General features: G+C 68.2%; 17 protein-coding genes and 4 tRNA genes. 9 read left to right on the forward strand and 12 right to left on the reverse strand.

Annotation, left to right across the window (positions count from 1 at the left end; all coding sequences use genetic code 11):
* The first annotated feature begins 78 nt into the window (after positions 1–78).
* On the forward strand, positions 79–669 hold the full coding sequence (locus CJ179_RS26215) for a TetR family transcriptional regulator (RefSeq protein ID WP_095863330.1): 591 nt from the start codon (positions 79–81) through the stop codon (positions 667–669).
* A 7-nt stretch (positions 670–676) separates the two neighbouring features.
* Here the strand turns inward: CJ179_RS26215 and CJ179_RS26220 are convergent, their stop codons facing one another.
* The gene (locus tag CJ179_RS26220) at positions 677–1,822 is read right to left on the reverse strand and encodes an RNA polymerase sigma factor (protein ID WP_072943067.1); all 1,146 of its coding nucleotides are present in this window, start codon (positions 1,820–1,822) and stop codon (positions 677–679) included.
* A gap of 193 nt (positions 1,823–2,015) precedes the next feature.
* Positions 2,016–2,088 (reverse strand) — tRNA-Lys (locus CJ179_RS26225).
* Between the two features lie 330 nt (positions 2,089–2,418).
* On the opposite strand from CJ179_RS26225, the gene CJ179_RS26230 reads away from it, so the two are divergent.
* From CJ179_RS26230 to CJ179_RS26250, 5 genes are all read left to right on the forward strand, one after another.
* Positions 2,419–3,075 (forward strand): TetR/AcrR family transcriptional regulator, encoded by a 657-nt coding sequence (locus tag CJ179_RS26230; protein WP_095863331.1) that lies wholly within the window; start codon positions 2,419–2,421, stop codon positions 3,073–3,075.
* 98 nt (positions 3,076–3,173) lie between these two features.
* Positions 3,174–3,246 (forward strand) — tRNA-Glu (locus tag CJ179_RS26235).
* Between the two features lie 95 nt (positions 3,247–3,341).
* Positions 3,342–3,415 (forward strand) — tRNA-Asp (locus CJ179_RS26240).
* 66 nt (positions 3,416–3,481) lie between these two features.
* Positions 3,482–3,558, forward strand: a tRNA-Phe gene (locus CJ179_RS26245).
* A 156-nt stretch (positions 3,559–3,714) separates the two neighbouring features.
* Positions 3,715–4,368 carry a TetR family transcriptional regulator gene (locus CJ179_RS26250; protein WP_072943071.1) on the forward strand — a complete coding sequence of 218 codons (654 nt, stop codon included), beginning with the start codon at positions 3,715–3,717 and terminating at the stop codon, positions 4,366–4,368.
* A gap of 3 nt (positions 4,369–4,371) precedes the next feature.
* On the opposite strand, the gene CJ179_RS26255 is transcribed toward CJ179_RS26250, so the two are convergent.
* From CJ179_RS26255 to CJ179_RS26285, 7 genes are all read right to left on the reverse strand, one after another.
* Positions 4,372–5,109 (reverse strand): ABC transporter ATP-binding protein, encoded by a 738-nt coding sequence (locus CJ179_RS26255; protein ID WP_095863332.1) that lies wholly within the window; start codon positions 5,107–5,109, stop codon positions 4,372–4,374.
* A complete protein-coding gene (locus tag CJ179_RS26260; protein ID WP_095863333.1) occupies positions 5,106–6,929 on the reverse strand; it encodes an ATP-binding cassette domain-containing protein in 1,824 nt (607 codons plus the stop codon). Before CJ179_RS26260 ends, CJ179_RS26255 begins: the two co-directional genes overlap by 4 nt.
* A 3-nt stretch (positions 6,930–6,932) precedes the next feature.
* Positions 6,933–7,790 carry a branched-chain amino acid ABC transporter permease gene (locus tag CJ179_RS26265; RefSeq protein WP_095863334.1) on the reverse strand — a complete coding sequence of 286 codons (858 nt, stop codon included), beginning with the start codon at positions 7,788–7,790 and terminating at the stop codon, positions 6,933–6,935.
* A 22-nt stretch (positions 7,791–7,812) separates the two neighbouring features.
* Positions 7,813–9,030, reverse strand: coding sequence for an ABC transporter substrate-binding protein (locus tag CJ179_RS26270; protein WP_095863335.1), 1,218 nt, complete (start codon positions 9,028–9,030; stop codon positions 7,813–7,815).
* Positions 9,031–9,149: 119 nt separating this feature from the next.
* The gene (locus CJ179_RS26275; protein ID WP_095863336.1) at positions 9,150–9,974 is read right to left on the reverse strand and encodes an SDR family NAD(P)-dependent oxidoreductase; all 825 of its coding nucleotides are present in this window, start codon (positions 9,972–9,974) and stop codon (positions 9,150–9,152) included.
* Positions 9,975–10,036: 62 nt separating this feature from the next.
* On the reverse strand, positions 10,037–11,095 hold the full coding sequence (locus CJ179_RS26280) for a YbhN family protein (RefSeq protein ID WP_095863337.1): 1,059 nt from the start codon (positions 11,093–11,095) through the stop codon (positions 10,037–10,039).
* Positions 11,096–11,121: 26 nt separating this feature from the next.
* A complete protein-coding gene (locus CJ179_RS26285; protein ID WP_095863338.1) occupies positions 11,122–11,904 on the reverse strand; it encodes an SDR family NAD(P)-dependent oxidoreductase in 783 nt (260 codons plus the stop codon).
* 139 nt (positions 11,905–12,043) lie between these two features.
* Here CJ179_RS26285 and CJ179_RS26290 point away from each other — a divergent pair, with 139 nt between their 5' ends.
* Complete coding sequence (locus CJ179_RS26290) at positions 12,044–12,781, forward strand: VIT family protein (protein WP_072943083.1); 738 nt, start codon at positions 12,044–12,046, stop codon at positions 12,779–12,781.
* 12 nt (positions 12,782–12,793) lie between these two features.
* On the opposite strand, the gene CJ179_RS26295 is transcribed toward CJ179_RS26290, so the two are convergent.
* From CJ179_RS26295 to CJ179_RS26305, 3 genes are read right to left on the reverse strand one after another with little or no spacing between them, the layout of a single operon-like run.
* Positions 12,794–13,672 carry a universal stress protein gene (locus CJ179_RS26295; protein WP_072943085.1) on the reverse strand — a complete coding sequence of 293 codons (879 nt, stop codon included), beginning with the start codon at positions 13,670–13,672 and terminating at the stop codon, positions 12,794–12,796.
* Positions 13,673–13,718: 46 nt separating this feature from the next.
* Positions 13,719–15,254, reverse strand: coding sequence for a CYTH and CHAD domain-containing protein (locus CJ179_RS26300; protein ID WP_095863339.1), 1,536 nt, complete (start codon positions 15,252–15,254; stop codon positions 13,719–13,721).
* A gap of 45 nt (positions 15,255–15,299) precedes the next feature.
* Complete coding sequence (locus tag CJ179_RS26305; RefSeq protein ID WP_072943167.1) at positions 15,300–16,199, reverse strand: pseudouridine synthase; 900 nt, start codon at positions 16,197–16,199, stop codon at positions 15,300–15,302.
* A gap of 195 nt (positions 16,200–16,394) precedes the next feature.
* Between CJ179_RS26305 and CJ179_RS26310 the strand changes: the two genes are divergently transcribed.
* The gene (locus CJ179_RS26310) at positions 16,395–18,383 is read left to right on the forward strand and encodes a CocE/NonD family hydrolase (RefSeq protein WP_095863620.1); all 1,989 of its coding nucleotides are present in this window, start codon (positions 16,395–16,397) and stop codon (positions 18,381–18,383) included.
* A gap of 40 nt (positions 18,384–18,423) precedes the next feature.
* Positions 18,424–19,302 (forward strand): oxidoreductase, encoded by an 879-nt coding sequence (locus tag CJ179_RS26315; RefSeq protein ID WP_095863340.1) that lies wholly within the window; start codon positions 18,424–18,426, stop codon positions 19,300–19,302.

Here is a 19,302-nt window from a genome sequence, read left to right on the forward strand (position 1 = left end):
TCCGAACCAGATTGTTCGTCAACTGCGCAGGCTACGCCGAACCAAATGGTTCGGCAACGGGCAATTTAGGATGTCGGCATGCGATCAGCGGGAGAAGCCACGCGCGACCGGATCCTCGCCGCGGCCAAGGACGAATTCGCCCGCTACGGAGTCGCCGGGGCCCGGATCAACCGCATCGCGGAGGCGGCCCGGGCGAGCAAGGACCGCCTGTACGCGTACTTCGACAGCAAGGAAGCGCTGTTCGACGCCGTCATCCAGCAATGGATCGTGGAGACGACGGAGCAGACGGCACTGCGGGGCGACGATCTGCCGGGGTATGCGGGCCGCTTGTTCGACGACTACGTGGCGCACCCCGAGAACGCACGGCTGCAGGAGTGGGCCGACCTCGAGATGCGGGAACAGATCGCGGACAGCGACGCGCGGATCGTCACCCTGCGGCCCAAGGCCGCCGAGATTCGCCGAGGGCAGCAGGAGGGGTTCGTCGATCCGTCGTGGAACGCAGGCGAACTACTGCTCGTGATCACCGACGTCGTCCGATCGCTGGCCACCGCGCCGGGCGGCAAGAAGTCAGGGGAACGCACGGTGGCGCAGCGGCGGCAGACCGCCGTCGAGGCCGTTCGGCGGTTGATCCGGGTGTCCTCGGTGGAGGACGCGCCGCGCCGCGGGTGAGTGCCGCTCAGCTCCGCAGTAGCGCGTTGAGTCGGGCGGCCTGACGCGTGAGGTGGTCTCGTTCGGGGAGATTGGGCGCCTTGTCGGCCGCCTCCGCGTAGAGCCGTGCCGCCGTTGCCAGGTCGCCGTCCCGCTCGCGGAGATACGCCGCGACCGCGGTGTGACGGGGCAGTGCGTCGTCCAGCGCCGCGAGTGCGGCCAGCCCGGCGCGCGGGCCGTCGGCCTCGCCGACCGCGACGGCCCGATTGAGGCGGGCCACCGGGCTGTCGGTGAGGTGCACCAGTTCGTCGTACCACTCGACGATCTGCACCCAATCGGTCTCCTCGGCCGTCCGGGCGTCGGCGTGGAGCGCGGCGATGGCGGCCTGGGCCTGGAATTCGCCCAGGCGGTCGCGGGCCAGGGCCGCCTGGAGGATGTCGACGCCCTCGGCGATCAGACGGGTGTCCCACAGGCTGCGGTCCTGCTCGGCGAGGGGTACGAGGCTGCCGTCGGGGCCGGTCCGTGCCGGGCGCCGCGCGTGGTGAAGCAGCATGAGCGCGAGCAGACCCGCGACCTCCGGATGGTCGATCGCGGCCGCGAGCTGACGGGTGAGCCGGATCGCCTCGGCGGCGAGGTCGACCTCGCCGGAATACCCCTCGTTGAACACCAGGTAGAGCACCCGCAGCACCGTGGCGACATCGCCGGGCTGGTTGAACCGGACGCCCGAGACGGTCCGCTTGGCCCGGCTGATGCGCTGGGCCATCGTCGCCTCCGGAACCAGGTAGGCCTGCGCGATCTGACGCGTCGTCAGGCCGCCGACCGCGCGCAGCGTGAGCGCGACGGACGATGCCGGTGTCAGGGACGGGTGCGCGCACAGGAAGTACAGCTGGAGCGTGTCGTCGACCGCCTCGGCCGGTCCGGGCACCGGCTCGGCCTCGATGCGTTCCTCGCGCTGCCTGCGGGAGGAGTGGGCGCGGGCGGTGTCGAGGAACTTCCGCCAGGCCACGGTGACCAGCCAGCCCTTGGGATCCCGCGGCGGGTCGTCCGGCCACACGCGCACGGCCTCGACCAGGGCGTCCTGCACGGCATCCTCGGCCTCCGCGAAGTCGGCTCCGCGGCGGACGAGGATCCCGATCACAGCGGGGGTGAGGGTGCGCAGTGCCGCCTCGTCCACTGGCGAACCTCCTTGGTGAGGTACGGCCCATTGTGGCCGTGTTCACTGCGGGGACGGAGCCGGCCGCGGATTCTCGACATCCCGCGACCAAGGTGAGCACGTCGCCGGGTCGACGGGTGGTCACATGGTGACCACTCCGCCGCTCCGAACGCGTCTATCGCACTACCTGACCAGGATGAACCGGTCAGGACGGTGCCCCCAGTAGGGCTCGAACCTACGACCTGCGGATTAAAAGTCCGTAGCTCTACCAACTGAGCTATAGGGGCGCGGGGCCAGAGTCTAGTGCGCAGACGGTGACCGAGAGAACAGCACCCCCGGCACGGCGCGCCGTGCCGGGGGATGGAAGTGGTCGGCTCGGGTGCGCACCCCCTGCAGCGCACCCGAGCCGACCCAAATTATACCACTTGGTGTGTTTTCGGCGGCGGTCCGATTTCGGGTGAATAACGGGTGCAAGGTTTGTTTTATGGAAGTTTTCATGATCTAAAGACTGCTCTGTTGGTTCTTTCAAAACGGGGATACTGTTATGTATGGCTCCAAGCTCGCCCCTGCAGGGCGAAAAGCGGGGGTTACTACATTTGGGAGAGGGATTCACCGTCATGGCACGTCAGCAGGAGCGTGCGCGACGCACTCGCGCTGCACTGGTGGAGTCGGCCGCGATCGAGTTCGCGAAGCGCGGCTATGCGGCGGCGTCGGTCAACACGATCCTCGAGGGCTCGAACGCCACCAAGGGGGCGATGTACTTCCACTTCCAATCGAAGGAAGAACTCGCCCGCGCCGTCCTCCAGTCCGGGGTGGAGCAATTCACCGCCCTGACCGACAGGTGGACGAGTCGCACGGACATCGGGCCCTTCGAGGCGCTGCACGGTTTCGTGATCGACCTGGCGAAGCTGTTTCATTCGAGCGTCATCGTGCGGGCCGAGTTCCGGCTGATCGTCGAACCCGAGTTCTACCCGGACGTGCAGTCCGGTGGCTCGCAGGTGTGGGGGCGCACCGCGCACGCGTTCGCGATCCGCGCCCAGCGGGACGGGTCGCTGCGCGCCGATGCCGACCCGGAGAAGTTCACCCGGGTCCTGGCGGCCTCTCTCGCCGGCCAGCGGTACATGTCCGACATGACCGCGCTGGAGGGCGACCTCGGTACACGGTTCGTCGAATCGCTCGAAGTGATCCTCGCGGCGATGGCTTCACCCGAATGGCTGGAGAAGTTTGCGCGGGACGGATGGCCGGATTCCGGGTCAGAACTGCCCGATTCGTAGTCTGACCTGGCGATTTGGGAAATTCTCGATCCGTGTCCTAAGCTATCCAAGCTCCCAACGGAACGCCGTTGAGGTACTGGTTCGGAGAAATCCGACGGGCCCCCTTCGTCTAGCGGCCTAGGACGCCGCCCTTTCAAGGCGGTAGCGCGGGTTCGAATCCCGTAGGGGGTACGTTTGACCGGTGTCGAGCATGCGGTATGGTTCGACGGCAGTAAAAGTGACACGCAGTAACGCTCTACACTTGTAGAGCACAGCAGGACAAGCAAGGCCCTGTGGCGCAGTTGGTTAGCGCGCCGCCCTGTCACGGCGGAGGTCGCGGGTTCGAGTCCCGTCAGGGTCGCAAGTGTGTTGCCGATACACGGTATCGGCAACACAATGCGATAGGCATTCGGTTCGGGTGCCGTCCGGCCAGGTAGCTCAGTTGGTACGAGCGTCCGCCTGAAAAGCGGAAGGTCGCCGGTTCGATCCCGGCCCTGGCCACCACGATTCACAGAAACTCCGTTGTCGAGAACGTCGACAGCGGAGTTTTTTCGTTCCCACCCCACGTGAGTGCCAAAGTGTGGGGGAACACACTTTGGCACTCACGTGGGGCTACCGTCGCGCGACGCCGGCGAAGTGACTGTCGCTAGGCTGACGTCCATGAGCACTGCTGAAGAGCCGCTGACGGCGGGCCGCGACGGGCTGTTGTCGTTGCTCCGCAACGGGCAGCTGCCCTCGCGCGGGGCCAAGGCCCCGCAGCGGGAGCGTTACCAGCGGATCGTCGCCGCGGCGATGGAACTCGCCTCCGAGGGCGGGTACGACGCCGTGCAGATGCGCGCCATCGCGGATCGGGCGGGCGTCGCGCTGGGCACCGTGTACCGGTACTTCCCGTCGAAGAACCACATGCTGGTGATGGGCCTCCTGATGGTGTTCGAGGGCATGCGGTCCCGGTTCGAGAACGTCACCATCCCCGGCGACACCCCGTCGGAGCGGATCCTGTTCGTGCTCCGGAAGAACACCGAGGTCCTCGAGAAGGACCGGCCGCGGTACGAGGCCCTGGTGCGTGCGTTCATGTTCGCGGACGCGTCGGCCTCGGCCGAACTGGATGCGTTCGGCGCCCTGATGACGGAGATGTTCGCCAAGACCATCGGTGTCGAGCAGATCTCCGACGACCAGTTGAACGCCATCCGCGTGATCGGCGACGTCTGGATGTCGAGCCTGGTGTCCTGGGTGGCAGGCCGCATCTCGGTGGACGAGGTGATGGCGCACCTGGGGCTCGCGGTTCGTCTCGTGTTCCGCCGCCTCGGCGGCTAGTCGTCAGCCGACGCGCCCGAAGTAGGCGTCCCGGATCACCGCCCTGTCGTCGATCTCGCCCGCATCCGCGTCCATGACGACGCGTCCGACGTCGAGGACGGTGACGTGATCGGCCACGCTCATCGCGGCGTCGACGGCCTGCTCGACGAGGAGCACCGCCAGCCCGGCCTCCTTGAGAATGTTCACGCGTTCCATGACCTCGCCGACGATTACGGGCGCCAGCCCGCCGGACGGCTCGTCGAGCAGTAGCAGGGTGGGTTTCGCCATCAGCGCCTGCCCGATCGCCAGCATCTGCTGCTGCCCGCCGGACATCGCACCGGCGAGCAGGCCGCGTTTCGCGCCGAGGACGGGGAACAGGTCGTAGATCCGCTCCACCTCCTCGCGGACGGCGGACCGTCTCATCCTGCGGACGTACCCGCCGAGAATCAGGTTCTGTTCCACGGTCTGCCGGTGGAAGACCCGCTTCCCCTCCTGCACGTAGGCCATTCCCTGGCGGACCCGCCGGTGCGGCGCCACCTTCGCGATATCGCGGCCGTCGAACTCGATCGTCCCGGCGGACACCCTGTTCAGCCCCGAGATGGCACGCAGGGTGCTGGTCTTCCCAGCACCGTTCCGGCCGAGCAGTGCGGTGACCTTGCCGGGCCACACGTCGAGCGAGACGTCCCACACCACCCGCAGGTCGCCGTATCCGGATTGCACGTTCCGCAGGCTCAGCAGCGGTGTTGCAGTCTGATCGCTCATGAGGTCGCCTCTCCGGCCAGTTCCGTGTCCTCGGCGACGACGCCGAGGTATTCGCTGAGTACGCGAGGGTTGTGTTCGATCTCGGAGGGTGGACCTTCGGCGATCACGCGGCCCTGAGCGAGCACGACGATGGTGTCGGCGAGTGCCAATACCAGGCGGAAGTTGTGCTCGACCAGCACGATCGTGCAGCCGGCGTCGCTGAGTTGACGGATCAGGCCGGCAAGGCGCTCCACCTCGTCCTCGTCGAGGCCGGACGCCACCTCGTCGAGCAGCAGGACCCGCGGTGCGGCGACCACCGACCGGGCGACCTCGAGCAGCCTCCGCATTCCCAGGGGGAGTGCGGTTGCGGTCTCGTCGCGTAGATGCGACAGCCCCACGACGTCGAGTGCGCGTTCCGCCTCGGCGATGTCGGCGGCGCGGACCCTGTGATGACGGGGAAGCCGCAGGACGGTCGAGAGCATCGAAACCCGGTCGGTGCTGTACCGACCGGAGGCCACCGCCTCGAGGACGGTGACGCCGTCGGGGATGTCGGGTGTCTGGAACGTTCGGGCCACGCCGCATCCGGCGACCCGTTCCGGCGCCTTGCCCTGGACCTCGGTGTCACCGATCAGGATTCGACCGCTGTCGGGGCGGTAGAACCCGCAGATCATGTTCAGCATCGTGGTCTTGCCCGAGCCGTTCGGTCCGATCAGCGCGGTGATGCTGCCCGGTTCCGCTCGCAGCGATGCGTCGTCGAGTGCCTGGTTGCCGCCGAATGCCTTCGAGATGCCGTCGACCACGAGCACCCGACCCGGCATCGGGTCCATCGCCGATCGATCCGTGCCTCCGGGGCGGGCGTGTGTTCCACGGCCGGTCAGGCCCGCCGCGCGGTCCAACCGTGCCGTCGCCTGCTTGGCGACCTTCGCGAGGCCACCACTGAGGAGGACGCCGCCGAGGATCAGGAATCCGCCGTAGAAGACGAGGGCGTACTGCTGGAACTCGGACGACTGGTTCGGGCCGAGTTGCATGATCGCCGCCCCGACCGCCGCGCCGTAGACGCTCGTCGCGCCCCCGAGGATGCACGCCGCGAGAACTGCTGTCGCGAACGTGAATCCGAACGCTTCGGGGGAGACGTACATGTCGATGTTCGCGAACAGGGCGCCCGCGAGGCCGGCGGGGAACGCGCCGATCGCATAGCCGAGAAGCTTCATCCGGAACACCGAGATGCCCACCGAGGACGCGAGGACGGGGCTCTGTTTGAGGGTGCGGAACGCAATGCCGTGCCGGGAGGCCACCAGGTTGCGCAGGACCGCGAACCAGAGGATCGCGACGATGACGACCACCATGTAGAACCGGTCGGCGTCGATCGCCTCACCGAACAGGGTGGCCGGTTCGATCCCGCTGAGTCCGTTGCGGCCGCCGGTGGTGTCGCCGAAGACGGCGATGATGTCCGGCACGAGGAGGACGAGGAAGAACGACGTCATCGCCAATGACCAACTGCCGAGCCGCAATCCCGGGATTCCGGTGACGATGCCCACCGCGAGCGCCACCAGCCCCGAGGCGGCCAACTGCAGCACGATGTCCGTGTATCCGGCGATCGACATGAGCCCGGCGGTGTACGCCCCGGCCGCGTACATCGCGGCCTGGCCGAGCGCGAGTTCCCCCGCGTAGCCGAGGCTGAGATTGAGGCCGCTGACGACCAGCGCGAGGATGCAGGCGAGTTGCACCTGCCGGGACAGCGCGAAGCCCAGACCGAACTCCGGCAGGAACAGCACGAGGAGGCCGACGGCGAGCGGGAAGAGCCAACCGGGGGCCGATCGAATCAGGCGCCACAGAGCCATTGTTCACACCACCCGTTCCCGCGTCCGGCCGAACAGTCCGGCCGGACGCACCATGAGGATCGCGATGAGGACGACGAAGACCGCGATGTTGCTGTACTGGCTGCCCAGGTCGAGAGCGGCGAACGACTCGGCGAGTCCGACGGTCAGGCCGCCGACCAATGCGCCGGGGAGCGAGCCGAATCCGCCGATCGCCAGGGCGACGAAGCCCTTGATCGCCAGCGCCGAACCCAGGGTGGCCACCGCGAACGTCTTGGGACCCACGAAGAGCCCGAGGAAACCGGCGAGCGCTCCGGAGAAGGCGAACGCACCGAGGGCCAGCGCCCGGACGTTGACACCGCGCAACAGGGCGGCTTCGCGGTCCTCGGAGATGCCCAGGAGGGCGAGACCGGTCATGGTCCGGGTGCCGACCCGTCCGAGGACGACCACCAGCACGACCGCCAGAATCAGCAGCACGATCTCGACCGGATATGTGCGGCCGCCGAGGACCGTGATCGGGTCGTTCGAGCCGAAGAACGGGACGGTGAGCGGTTCGCTTCCCCAGATCAGCTGCGTCGCACCGTTGATCAGTGTCGCGGCGCCGAGCGTGGTGACGAGCTGATTCTGGTGATCGCGGACCGGCCGGACCGCGACGATCTCCTCGATCCCGGCCAGGATCATCACGGCGACCGTGGCCGTCACCGCGACGACGAGGATGGGCAACTTCAGGGTGACCAGGCCGGTGTAGGCGACGAAGGTGCCGACCATCATCAGCTGGGCCTGAGCGAAGTTGAACGTGTGGGACGAGATGAAGACGATGTTGTAGCCGATCGCGACGAGCGTGTAGACCGCCCCGAGCGCGAGGCCAGACCAGACTATGGTCACCGATATCTCCTGTGGGTGGGTGTCACGCGCTCGGGTTTCCGTACTGGCCGTTCAGGAGTGGGCTCGGCGGCACGAACTTGTACGCTTCGTCTCCCGGTTTCGACGCGTGCGAGTCTGCCGAGAAGTGATAGGACGGCGAAAACGCGGTCTCGGCGCCGTCGAGGACTTCCTGGTTCTCGAGCGCCTCGGCGAGGGCTTCGGGATCGGACGAGGAGCCGGCCATGTTCGCGGCGGCCACGACGAGGGGCAGTGCGTCGTAATTGTCGGCGAGGATCAGCGTCGACGGGATGTCGCCCATCGCCTTCATGTTGTCGACCATCGTGTTGACGGCGGTGTCGTTCGCGTCGTAGACCGTGCTCGACAGCACGTGCATGACCAGGTTCGCCGTGGCCGGAGTGCCGAGCACGCCTTCCGGTGCAGCCTTCGAGACCAGCGACGTTCCCGCGACCGACGTGTTTCCGACGAGCGGGATGTTCCAGTCGAGCCGCTGAAGGCTCGCGAGGAGGTATCCGAGTGGTGCCCCGTAGGCGTCCACGACGAGCGCCTGCGTGCCCCGGTTCTTGAGCGATTGCAGTTGTGCCGTCATGTCGAGTGCCGCGGTGTCGTACTCCTCGGATCCGGTGCTGCTCACCCCTGCTTCGCTCAGCGCGTCTTCCATCGCCTGTCCGAACACTTCGCCGTAGGCACTACTCCCGTGGACGACGCCGACGGACTGGTATCCCTTGCCCTTGATGTATCGCGCGATGGTCTCGGCGTTCTCGGCCGGTCCCGAGGCGAGGTCGAAGTTGAGCGGGTACTTCTCCGGATTCGCCGAATCCTCGGTGGGTCCGATGTTGAACGAGAGGATCTTGTTCTGCGCGAGGATCGGCAGTGTCGCGGTGGTGATGGTCGACGGACCGGAATTGAGGAAGAGGTCGGGCTTCTTTCCCGACGCGATGGCCTCCCGCAGTTTGGACACGGCCGTGGTGGCGTCGCCGGCGTCATCGACGACGGTGATCTCCACTTGGCGTCCGCCGACGCCGCCTGCTCGGTTCACGGCCTCGGCGCTCGCCTTCGCCGCGAGCACGGACGTCTGCGCGTTCGCGGCGAGCGCGCCCTGCCCGCTGATTCCGCCGGTCACGAGCACCCGATACGGTCCGCCGGCGGCGTCGGCGTCGTCTGCGCCCGCCCCGGAACACCCGGTGAGCGCGAGTGTGGTCGCGGCGAGCGCCGCTGTGAGAGCTGAGGATCGAATTCGCATGGGCGCCCCTTTAGCGTAAGCAAGCAAGTGCTTGGTTCGGAAAAAGGTAGCAGAACTAACGGTCGATGTCCGCGGAATGTCTCACTCGGCGGGAGGATTTCGCCCGGAACGTGCCGAACTCAGCGAAACGACTGCCGGATCACCGGTTCTCGCCGTTCGAGGATGGTGGCGGTGTGCTGCCGGACCATCGTGTCGAGGTGCTCACCCTGCGGTGCGAGCCAGAAGTCGCCGCGGTCGATGCCCGCGAAGACCAACTCCGCGAACGTGTCTGCGTCGAGTCCGTCGGTGTCGAGCAATTCGCGCATCTGCGTGACCATCCGATCGACGGCCGGATGGGAGACGGCCCCGAACGGGTTGTCGAACACGGATGTGACGACGGGCCCGGGTGCGAGCACGCTCGCGGACACCGCGGCGTCGATCATGCTCAACTCCATCTGCAGGCATTCGGTGATCGCGACGACCGCGAATTTCGATGCGCTGTACGGCGACATCATCGGACCGGGCGCGAAACCGCCGACCGACGCCGTGTTGACGACGCGGCCGGCGCCGCCCTGATCGAGCATCCGTGGAACGAACGCGCGGATTCCGTTGACGACGCCCGTGATGTTGACGCCGAGTGCGGCGTCCCAGTCGGATTCGCCGAGTTGCCAGAGGAATCCGGCCCGCATGATGCCGGCGTTGTTGAAGAGCAGGTCCACCCGGCCGAACGAGTCGAACGCGAGTTCGGCCAGGGCGTGGACGGATCGGGAGTCGGACACGTCGGTGACGCAGGTGAGGGCGCCGCCCAGGTCCGCGGACGCACGGTCCAGTGCGGCCGCGTCGATGTCGGCGAGCACCACGGCCATGCCGCGGGCGTGCGCATGCCGGGCGATCCCCGCGCCGATTCCCGAGGCCGCGCCGGTGACGACGACAACCTGCTTCTCATCTGATTCCGGTTCCGTCACGGCTCGACGGTAGGACCGTCGACGGCGGCCTCGGCCCGGCGCTCTCGCTCAGCGGGAGGGATTCACGTGCCGCGACCCCACAGTGGTTCGAGGTCGGGGCCCTCCTCGCCCTGCTGCGCACCCCGGAAGCGCACCGCGAAGACGATCCAGCCGATGGCGGCCATCAGCAGGAAGCTGACCAGCCGGTAGACGACGATCGCGGACACCGCTTCGGAGCCGGCCATTCCGCTGGCGGTCAGGGCGGGCACCAGCACGGCGTCCATGACACCGAGCCCGGCGGGCAGGAGTGGGATGGCCGAACCCGCGGCGTTGCCCGCCGCGTACGCGACGGCGAGCCCGGCGAATCCGGGATGGGCGCCGACCGCGTAGCACGCGAACGCGAGGCACGAGGCGTCTGCGATCCAGTTGAACAGCGACCACCCGAACGCGCGGGCCGTGTCGCGGCGATCCATCCGGACGGCGCTCATCTGGTCGACGATGTGCTTCCACTGGCGAACCCCGGTCAGCGGAGGCTTCTTTCGCAGCGCGTTGACGCCGCGCAGCGCGGTGATGCCCACGCCCTCGAGTGCGTCGGGTCGTGACGCGGCGTACTGGGCCACGACGAGGAAGGCGCACAGGCCGCCGAACGTGAAGATCAGCGAGAACGGGTTGGTCTTGGCTCCGACGAGCAGTGCGCCCGCGAGTCCGACGAGCGCCAGGCCGATCGCCTGAAGGACGCCGGCCATCACCAGTTGCCACGTCGCGATCACCGGCGACGCACCCCAGAGCCGCGTCTGCCGGTACGTGAACGTCGTCGCGAGAACCGGGCCGCCCGGCAGCGTCACGCTCATCGAGTTGGACGCGAACGTCACCGCCAGCGACTGCCGCTGCCTGATGTGCACACCCGCGACCCCCAGCAGGCAGCGTTGCACCCGGGCGAAGCTCGACATCGACGCCAGCGACGCCACGACGGCCGCGGCCACCCAACCCCATTTCAGGTCGCCGAGGTTCTGGACGCTCTCGGACAGGTCCGGCCAGATCAGGACGATCTCCACCGCGAGCACCACGACGAGCAGGCCGCCGATCACCCATTCGACACGACGCCTGCGGGGCGTCGGGCGGGTGTCTTCGGCGTCAGTCATACGCGTCCATTACACATGGCGGGTGATCAGACCGTGTATCCGCCGTCGACGTCGAGCTTCTGCCCGGTGACGAAACCGGCCCGGTCGCCCGCGAGGAAGCAGACGGCCTCGGCGACGTCGGCGGCGGTGCCGAACCGGCGTAGCGGTATCCGGCTCATCGCGGCGTCGAGTGCGCGTTGATCGAGTTCTTCGGAGGTGATCAGCCGCTCGGCCATGCCGTCGGTGAGCATCCCCGGGCCCACCGAGTTGAAGCGGACGCCGTAGCGGCCCTCCTCGGCGGCGAATCCCTTGACCAGTTGTTCGATCGCGCCCTTGGTTCCCGGGGAAAGGCCGTCGCGCACCGGGAAGCGGCTGGTGGCCGCGGTCGTGACGGCGACGACGGAACCGGAGGCGTCCCGCAGCGCGGGCAGGGCGGCCTTGACGACGGTGAAGAACGCGACCGCCTCCTGCTCGAGGTGTTCGGCGTAGTCCCGGGGAGCGACCTCGGACAGGTGGATCATCGGGACGTGCGGTCCGGCGGCGTGTACCAGGATGCCGAGGCCGCCGAAGTGTTCGACGGTCTGCTTCACGACGCTCGCGACGCGCGGCTGGTCCGTGAGGTCGGCGGAGAACGCCTGCGCGGCGACGCCGCTGCCTTCCAGTTCGCCGACGAGGTCCGCGGCGACGTCGGCATTGGACCGGTAGGTGATGGCCACGTCGTGGCCGAGGGTCGCGAGTTGCCGTGCGATGGCGGAGCCGATGCCGCCGGTGCCGCCCGTGACCAGTGCGGCGCAGCGATTTCGAGGGGTGCTGGTGGCGGGTGTCGCCATGAGGAACTCCAAGCGTGTGAGGGAATCGCGTCCCTAACCTAGCAACTGCTTGGTTTCGGTGTGCTGGGAACCGTGCACCGAAGCCCAGCGCAGCCTTGCCTGGCTATCCGACCAGGCCTTTTCGTCTTAGCCTGAACGCATGTCAGCGCAGAACGCCGAGCGGGCCGAGCCCTCGCGGCACCCCGACGAGCCGCATGCACCCAGTCTGGCGAGCCGCCTCAACTGGTTGCGGGCCGGTGTCCTCGGCGCCAACGACGGCATCGTGTCGACGGCCGGTCTGGTGGTCGGGGTGGCGGCGGCCACCACCGAGCGATCGGCGATCTTCACCGCCGGATTCGCCGGTCTCGCGGCCGGGGCGGTGTCGATGGCGCTCGGCGAGTACGTCTCGGTGAGCACCCAGCGTGACACCGAACGTGCGCTGCTGTCGAAGGAGCGTCGCGAACTCGCCGAGACCCCCGACGCCGAGTTCGAGGAACTCGTCGAGATGTACGAGGACAAGGGGCTGCGGGACGAGACCGCCCGGACGGTCGCCCGCGAACTCACCGATCACGATGCGTTCGCCGCCCACGTGGACGTCGAACTGGGCATCGATCCGAACGATCTGACCAACCCCTGGCAGGCCGCGGGATCCTCGGCGCTCTCGTTCACGCTCGGCGCATTCGTCCCGCTGCTGGCGATCCTCTTACCGCCTGTGCACCTGCGGATTCCGGTGGCGTTCGTCGCGGTGCTGGTCGCGCTCGTCCTCACGGGCACCGTCAGTGCGGCCCTCGGCGGCGCCCGGCGCACCCGGGCGGTACTCCGCGTCGTGCTGGGCGGGGCGCTCGCGATGATCGTCACCTACGGGATCGGTCAGCTGGTGGGGACGAGCATCTCCTAGCCTCGGCGACCGTCACTCGTTCCGGCAGATCATGACCGGGCAGGTGGCGTGGTGGAGCAGATTCTGACTCGTCGAGCCCATCAGCGCGCCGAGCAGCGGTCCCCGGCCGTGGCTGCCGACGACGATCAGCTGGGCGTCGGCCGAGTGCCGCAGGATGACGTCCGCGGCGGCGCCCTGCTCGGCCACCCTGGTCACGGACACGTCCGGGTATCGTTCCGCCTCGCCCGCGAGGCCCTCGGAGAGCAGGGCCTGCTCCTCCTGCTGCACGGCATCCCAGTCGACGAGCAGGCCGGTGCCGCCCGCACCGGGGGAGCCCTGCCAGGTGTGGACGGCGCTCAGGGGCGCCTCGAAGAACGACGCGAACTCGAAAGCGTGGGCCACCGCGTCACCGCTGAGGTCGCTTCCGTCGACCCCGACCACCACCGGACGCTGGTCCGGCGCGGTGACCTCGCCCCGGAGGACGGTCACCGGGCAGGGCGCGCGGTTGACCACGTGCAGCGCCGTCGAACCGACCAGCACCGAACGGAACGCGCCCGCTCCCGTGGACCCGAGCACGATCAACCGCGCCCAGTCGGCGGCCTCGAGCAGCGCGGTGCCTGCCGGACCGGGACTGATGGTCGTCTCGATCTCGAGACCGGGGAACTTCGGCCCCAGCAGCCTCTTCGCCGTCCCGATGATGGCTTCGCCGTCCTCGCGCAGCTGACTGAGGAACTGCGATTCCAGCATGATCGCCGCCGGGCTGTACAGCGGACCGTCCTGCGGCAGCGCGTGCACGAGCGACAGCGTGGCACCCCACTTCGACGCGACTGAGGCACCCCACAGGGCGGCGGCGGTGGAGGCGTCGGATCCGTCCAGGCCGACGACGACGGAATGACTGGCGGGTGTGCTCACGTCCGGATCCCTTCGCTCACGCTGGTGGGTACTCCCCGACTGTGCCCTACTTCCAGACTTTTCGGGCCACCTTCTTCGCGCTCTTCCACTCCGGTTTCAGATCGGCTGCCAGTGCGTCGCCGCGGTCGAGTTCACGCTGCAGCAGCATTCCGAGGCCCAGGCTCGACTCGGCGGAGTGCTGATCCTCCGCCACGGCCGCGAGGATGTGCTCCCGTGCGACGACGGCGTCCTGGTAGTCGCCGAGTACGTCCTGAAAGCCTTTGAACTTCTTCTGCGCGCGGGCGGACGCCTTCGGTGTCAGTGACCGCGTCGACTCGATCGCATAGCGCAATCGTTTGGCGCGCTTACGCGCTCGGTGCGTCAGTTCGTCGCGCTCGGCCCGGGTGGTCGCGGCCGCCGCCTTCCCCACGCGCCCGTGGACGGACTTCGACAACGTGCGCAGGGTTTTCGCGGCGGTCTTCTTCGACGGACCCGAGCCCGCCGACGACTCGACGGCGGCGAGGAACGTGTCGAGCCCGGCGAGCAGGTCGAGGTAACGCTGGGAGTTCAGGGCGGCCAGCGCCCCGGGCCGGGCCGCCGCGGCGAGTCCCGAGAAGTATTCGTCGAGACGCGCCCGCACGACCTCGCGGTCGGGTATCTCCTCGGCGTCACCCAGCCGATCCACGAGCCGGCTCCACTGCACCTCGGTGTCCCGCGCCGGGCCGAGGGCCTGGCCGACCCAGCGGAGTTCGGCGATCAACTCGTCGACCGTCTCCTGGTCGCGCAGGCTGGACCCGTACACCTGGAGGACACTCCGGATCCGCCGGGCCGAGACGCGGAGGTCGTGGACGGACTCCTCGAGGTCGCGCCGCACGCCGAGGTCGGCCGTCACGAGAGAATCCTTCTGCTCGGCCAGATACTCCAGCAGCAGCGTCCGCGGCGCGGACCGCTTCTTCCCGCGCACGGGGGCCGGGGTGCCGCCCACCGCGTCGCCGAGTGCCCGCCGCAACTTGGACGGCGCGTCCGAGCGGGTGATTCCGGCATCGGTCAGCCGGGAGTCTATGGCGTCGAACAGCTTTCGGTCACCGGCCGCGAGTTCGACTTCGATCTCCCGCCACACCCGCTCGTCGGTTCCGGTGCCCGTCTCGGGTACGGCGGCGATCACGACATCCGACACGACCTCGGCGAGCGTCGTGCCCGCCGCGTCCACGAGCCGTTGCCGCTCGCGGTCGGTGCTGATGAGCGCGACCGGGTTCAGGGCGGCGCCCCGGGTGAAGGCCGTGAGCAGTTCCGCGAACTCGCCGGGCACCTCCGTTTCGGGGTGCTCGGGGTCGGGTGCCAGCTGCAGCTCGGTCCGCTCGTCCGCGCCTGCCGGGATCTTCAGATGCCAGCCGGCGTCGTCGCCGCCTTCCCGGCGGCGGAGCGTGATTCCGGAGCGGAGCAACAGCAGTTCACCCGTGTCGTAGTACAGGGCGGACAGCTGGACGGTATCGCGCCGGGGTTCACCGTCGACGCCCGGAAGCCCCGACAGCGCCGGGAGCTGCTGCTCGGATGTCGCTTCGTACTTGCGTTCCACTTCGGAGACGGACGTCGCGGTACTCATGTCACCATCCTTCCGGCTGAGCGGGCCGGGCGAAAGAAGCCGAGGTCATAGCGGCCAGTCGAGGCTCCGGAGGCTCGCGAAGCGTCGTGTGACGCCGGAGCAGGGGTCGACGAACTCGACGGAACGGGACAGCAGCCGCAGCGGCGTCGAATAGTCGTCGGCGGCAACGTCGTAGAAATCGGGATAGAAGTTGTCGCCGTGGATCGGGATGCCGAGCGAACTCATGTGCACCCGCAACTGGTGCGTCTTGCCGGTGTGCGGAAGCAGCCGGTACCGGGCCGCGTCGCCGTGGACCTCGAGCAGTTCGATCCGGCTCTCGCTGTTGGCGGGACCGTCCACCTCGTACGCCTTCAGGACCCCGCGTTCCTTGACGATTCGACTGCGGACCGTGGCGGGCAGCGGGAGATCGGGGTCGTAGCGGGCGACGGCCTCGTACTCCTTGGTCACCCGGCGCTGATCGAACAGCGACTGGTAGTCGCGCCGGACCTCGCGCCGCACCGTGAAGATGAGCACTCCGGCGGTCAACCGGTCGAGCCGGTGCGCGGGTGTCAGTTCCGGGAGGTCGAGGTCTCGACGCAACCGGACCAGCGCCGACTCGGCGACGTACGCGCCGCGCGGGGTGCTGGCCAGGAAGTGGGGTTTGTCCACGACGAGGAGATTCTCGTCGCGGTGGAGGATCTCGATCTCGAACGGCACCCGCTTCTCGACCGGCGGATCCCGGTACAGGTACACGAATCGGCGGGGCGCGAACGGCGTGGACTCGGTGATCGGCTGCCCGCGCTCGTCGACGACTTCGGCCGTGTCGACCTTCTCGCGCAGGCGGGTCTCGTCGTGCGGAAAGCGTGCGACGAGGTATTCGAGCACGGTGGCCCACGTGCCGGTGTCCGGCATCCTCAGCCGCGTCGGGTTGAGGCCGTCGCGGACGGGAAGTGGGGCGTCGGGCACGTTCGTCACGGTAGTCGAGTGGCGGGCAAAACCCGTCGTTGACCGCGGGGGGACTCATGGTTACTATCCGGTAAGTTTGTGACGCGGGCCACCCTGATGGTCGCTGAGGCGCGTCATCGGAAGATTTTCACGGGGGTCGTGGTGATCGTGCGTCGACGGGCGTTTCGTCCGGGTGCGGTGGCAGTTGCTCTTGCGATGGCGGTGGGTCTCGCTGTCGTTCCGGCGGTGACGGCGTCGGCGGATCCGACGGGGGGAGTCGCGGGCGCCGCGTGGAACGCCGCGGTCGACGCGCCCCCCAAATATCCGGTGATCGCGATCGACTGGGACGTCCCCATCACGATGACCGACGGAACGGTGTTGAAGGCCAACGTCTATCGCCCCGCGGACGCCTCGGGCACGCCGATCGACACGAAGATGCCGTCGGTCCTCAATGTCACGCCGTACACGAAGCTGGTCGGCAACCTCGTCGATTCCGTGCTGGCGGTGCCGGGGCTCGAGGACACGGTCGTCGATCTGGTGAACTCCTTCGATCTCGCCGGAACGCCGCTCGACGGCGTCGGGGAACTGGCGAAGGTGCTCACCGGCGGCGGCATGCGCGTGTTCGGCGTCAACCGCGACCTCGTCCGGAACGGATACACCCAGGTGGTGGTCGATGCGCGCGGCACCGGCTTCTCCCAGGGCGAATGGCAGGCGCTCGGTCCGCTCGAGCAGCAGGACTCCGTCGAGATCATCGACTGGATGAGCAGGCAGGGGTGGTCCGACGGCAAGGTCGGGATGGCGGGCGTGTCCTACTCGGGAATCAACTCGCTGCAGGCCGCGGGGCATCGGCCACCGGCGTTGAAGGCGATCTTCCCCACCGAACCGGGCAACGACCTGCTCCGCGACATCGTCGGGACGGGCGGTGGCCTCGGCGTGGGATTCATGCCGCTGTGGCTGTCACTCGTCAACGGTCTCAAGTTCGTTCCCGACGTCCAGGCGCTGGCTCAGGGGAACTTCGACGAGCGGTGGCTGCAGGACCGGTTGCGCGATCCGCTGACCCTTTTCCCGGCGCTCATCCAGGCGATGACCGCGACGCAGATCGGCGATCTCGACCCCGGCACGCTGCGGGTGGCGCAGGACGGCCAGTTCTACGAGGAGCGGAAGGCGCAGGCGGGGAACGTCGACGTGCCGACGATGCTCTACGGCGCCTGGCACGACATCTTCGCGAACAGCGAACCGCGGGTCTACAACGACATTCCGCTGCCCGCCGGGGAGAAGCAGCTGATCATGAGCGACGCCTACCACGTCTCGTTCGGGGGCGGCTTCGGCGAGCCGGGTGCGCCGCCGCGACTCGACGTCCTCGAACGGGCGTGGTTCGACAAGTGGCTGAAGGGCATCGACAACGGCATCGACGAGTACGGCCCGGTCACGCTGTACCAGCAGGGCAACGGCTGGACCACCACCGATCAGTTCCCGCGGGCCGGTGTCGACTACCAGCGGATGTACCTGTCGGGTGCCCCGAGCGGCACCGCCGGGCACGCCGCCCACGACGGCAGCCTGGTGCCGGCGAAACCCGGCGACACGGCGCAACTCACCGTCGCACCCGGACTCCGCGGGCTCTGCTCCCGCGACGGAACGCAGGGCACCGCCGGCGCGGCCGTCGTCTTCGGATCGTTGTGCAGCAAGGACTCCCGCTTCAACGAGGCCGAGGGCCTGACGTTCACCAGTGCCCCCGTCACGCAGCCGACGGAACTGTCGGGTCCGGTCAACCTGCACCTCGAAACCGTGCTCGACGCGCCGGACGGATTCTGGGCGGTGACGCTGAACGACGTCGCGCCGGACGGCACGTCGACCGCGCTCACCAACGGTGCGCTCACCGCTTCGATGCGGGCGGTGGACGATTCGAAGAGCACCAAGTCGGCGAACGGCGACTACACCGAACCGCACCACTCTCTGACGGTGGCCGCGCGGCAGCCGCTGGTTCCGGGTGACGTGACGCCGGTCGACATCAACTTCGTGCCCACCGACGCGGTCCTCGCGCCGGGGCACCGGTTGCGCGTCGACGTGTACGCGGGCAGCATTCCCCGGTACCTGCCGCTCGGACCGATTCTGGCCGACAGTCAGCTGAAGCCGCAGCACGTGGCGTTGTCGCCGGACCGGCCGAGTTTCCTCAATCTGCCGCTGGTCGGGGCGCAGACGTGGTGACGGGTTCACGACGCGTCCCGAGATCCGTAGGGTTGACGGCATGACCAAGTGGACAGCTTCGGACATCGTCGATCAGAGCGGCCGTACGTTCGTCGTCACGGGCGCCAACAGTGGTCTGGGGGAGGTGGCCGCGCGGGCACTGGCCAAGGCGGGAGCCCACGTCGTGCTGGCCTGCCGCAACACCCACAAGGGTGAGGTGGTCGCGCGGTCGATCGGCGACAACGCCGAGGTGCGCCGTCTCGACCTGTCCGACCTCGCGTCGGTGCGCGAGTTCGCCGCCGGCGTCGATTCCGTCGACGTGCTCGTGAACAACGCCGGGGTGATGGCGGTTCCGCAGCGAAAGACGGCCGACGGATTCGAAATGCAGATCGGCACAAATCATCTCGGGCATTTCGCGTTGACCGGACTGCTGCTCGGCAAGATCACCGATCGGGTCGCCACGATGTCGAGTGCGGCACATCAGGCGGGAACGATACATCTCGACGATCTCAACTGGGAACACCGCAAGTACAACCGCTGGAGCGCGTACGGGCAGTCGAAACTCGCGAATCTGCTGTTCACGTACGAATTGCAGCGCAGGCTCGCCGCGGCGGGGTCTCCCGTCACAGCGGTGGCCGCGCACCCCGGCTACGCGTCGACCAATCTGCAGGCGCACACCGAGTCGGTGCAGGACAAGCTGATGGCGGTCGGCAACCGGATCTTCGCGCAGTCGGCGGAGATGGGGGCGCTGCCGATGTTGTTCGCGGCCACCGCCCCCGGCGTGATCGGCGGAAGTTACATCGGGCCGGACGGCCTGTTCGAGCAGCGTGGCCACCCGAAGGTGGTGGGCTCCAACAAGAAGTCGCGGGACGAGCAGACCGCGAAGGGGCTGTGGTCGCTGTCGGAGGACCTGACGGGCGTCGAGTACAAGTTCGGGTGA

The sequence above is a fragment of the Rhodococcus sp. ACS1 genome, assembly GCF_002300155.1.
GTDB classification, from domain to species: Bacteria; Actinomycetota; Actinomycetes; order Mycobacteriales; family Mycobacteriaceae; genus Rhodococcus_F; species Rhodococcus_F koreensis.

Coding starts and splice junctions, on each gene's coding strand:
- CJ179_RS26215 (WP_095863330.1), top strand. CDS start 79: ATGCGATCAGCGGGAGAAGCCACGCGCGACCGGATCCTCGCCGCGGCC.
- CJ179_RS26230 (WP_095863331.1), top strand. CDS start 2,419: ATGGCACGTCAGCAGGAGCGTGCGCGACGCACTCGCGCTGCACTGGTG.
- CJ179_RS26250 (WP_072943071.1), top strand. CDS start 3,715: ATGAGCACTGCTGAAGAGCCGCTGACGGCGGGCCGCGACGGGCTGTTG.
- CJ179_RS26255 (WP_095863332.1), bottom strand. CDS start 5,109: ATGAGCGATCAGACTGCAACACCGCTGCTGAGCCTGCGGAACGTGCAA.
- CJ179_RS26260 (WP_095863333.1), bottom strand. CDS start 6,929: ATGGCTCTGTGGCGCCTGATTCGATCGGCCCCCGGTTGGCTCTTCCCG.
- CJ179_RS26270 (WP_095863335.1), bottom strand. CDS start 9,030: ATGCGAATTCGATCCTCAGCTCTCACAGCGGCGCTCGCCGCGACCACA.
- CJ179_RS26280 (WP_095863337.1), bottom strand. CDS start 11,095: ATGACTGACGCCGAAGACACCCGCCCGACGCCCCGCAGGCGTCGTGTC.
- CJ179_RS26285 (WP_095863338.1), bottom strand. CDS start 11,904: ATGGCGACACCCGCCACCAGCACCCCTCGAAATCGCTGCGCCGCACTG.
- CJ179_RS26290 (WP_072943083.1), top strand. CDS start 12,044: ATGTCAGCGCAGAACGCCGAGCGGGCCGAGCCCTCGCGGCACCCCGAC.
- CJ179_RS26300 (WP_095863339.1), bottom strand. CDS start 15,254: ATGAGTACCGCGACGTCCGTCTCCGAAGTGGAACGCAAGTACGAAGCG.
- CJ179_RS26310 (WP_095863620.1), top strand. CDS start 16,395: ATGGCGGTGGGTCTCGCTGTCGTTCCGGCGGTGACGGCGTCGGCGGAT.
- CJ179_RS26315 (WP_095863340.1), top strand. CDS start 18,424: ATGACCAAGTGGACAGCTTCGGACATCGTCGATCAGAGCGGCCGTACG.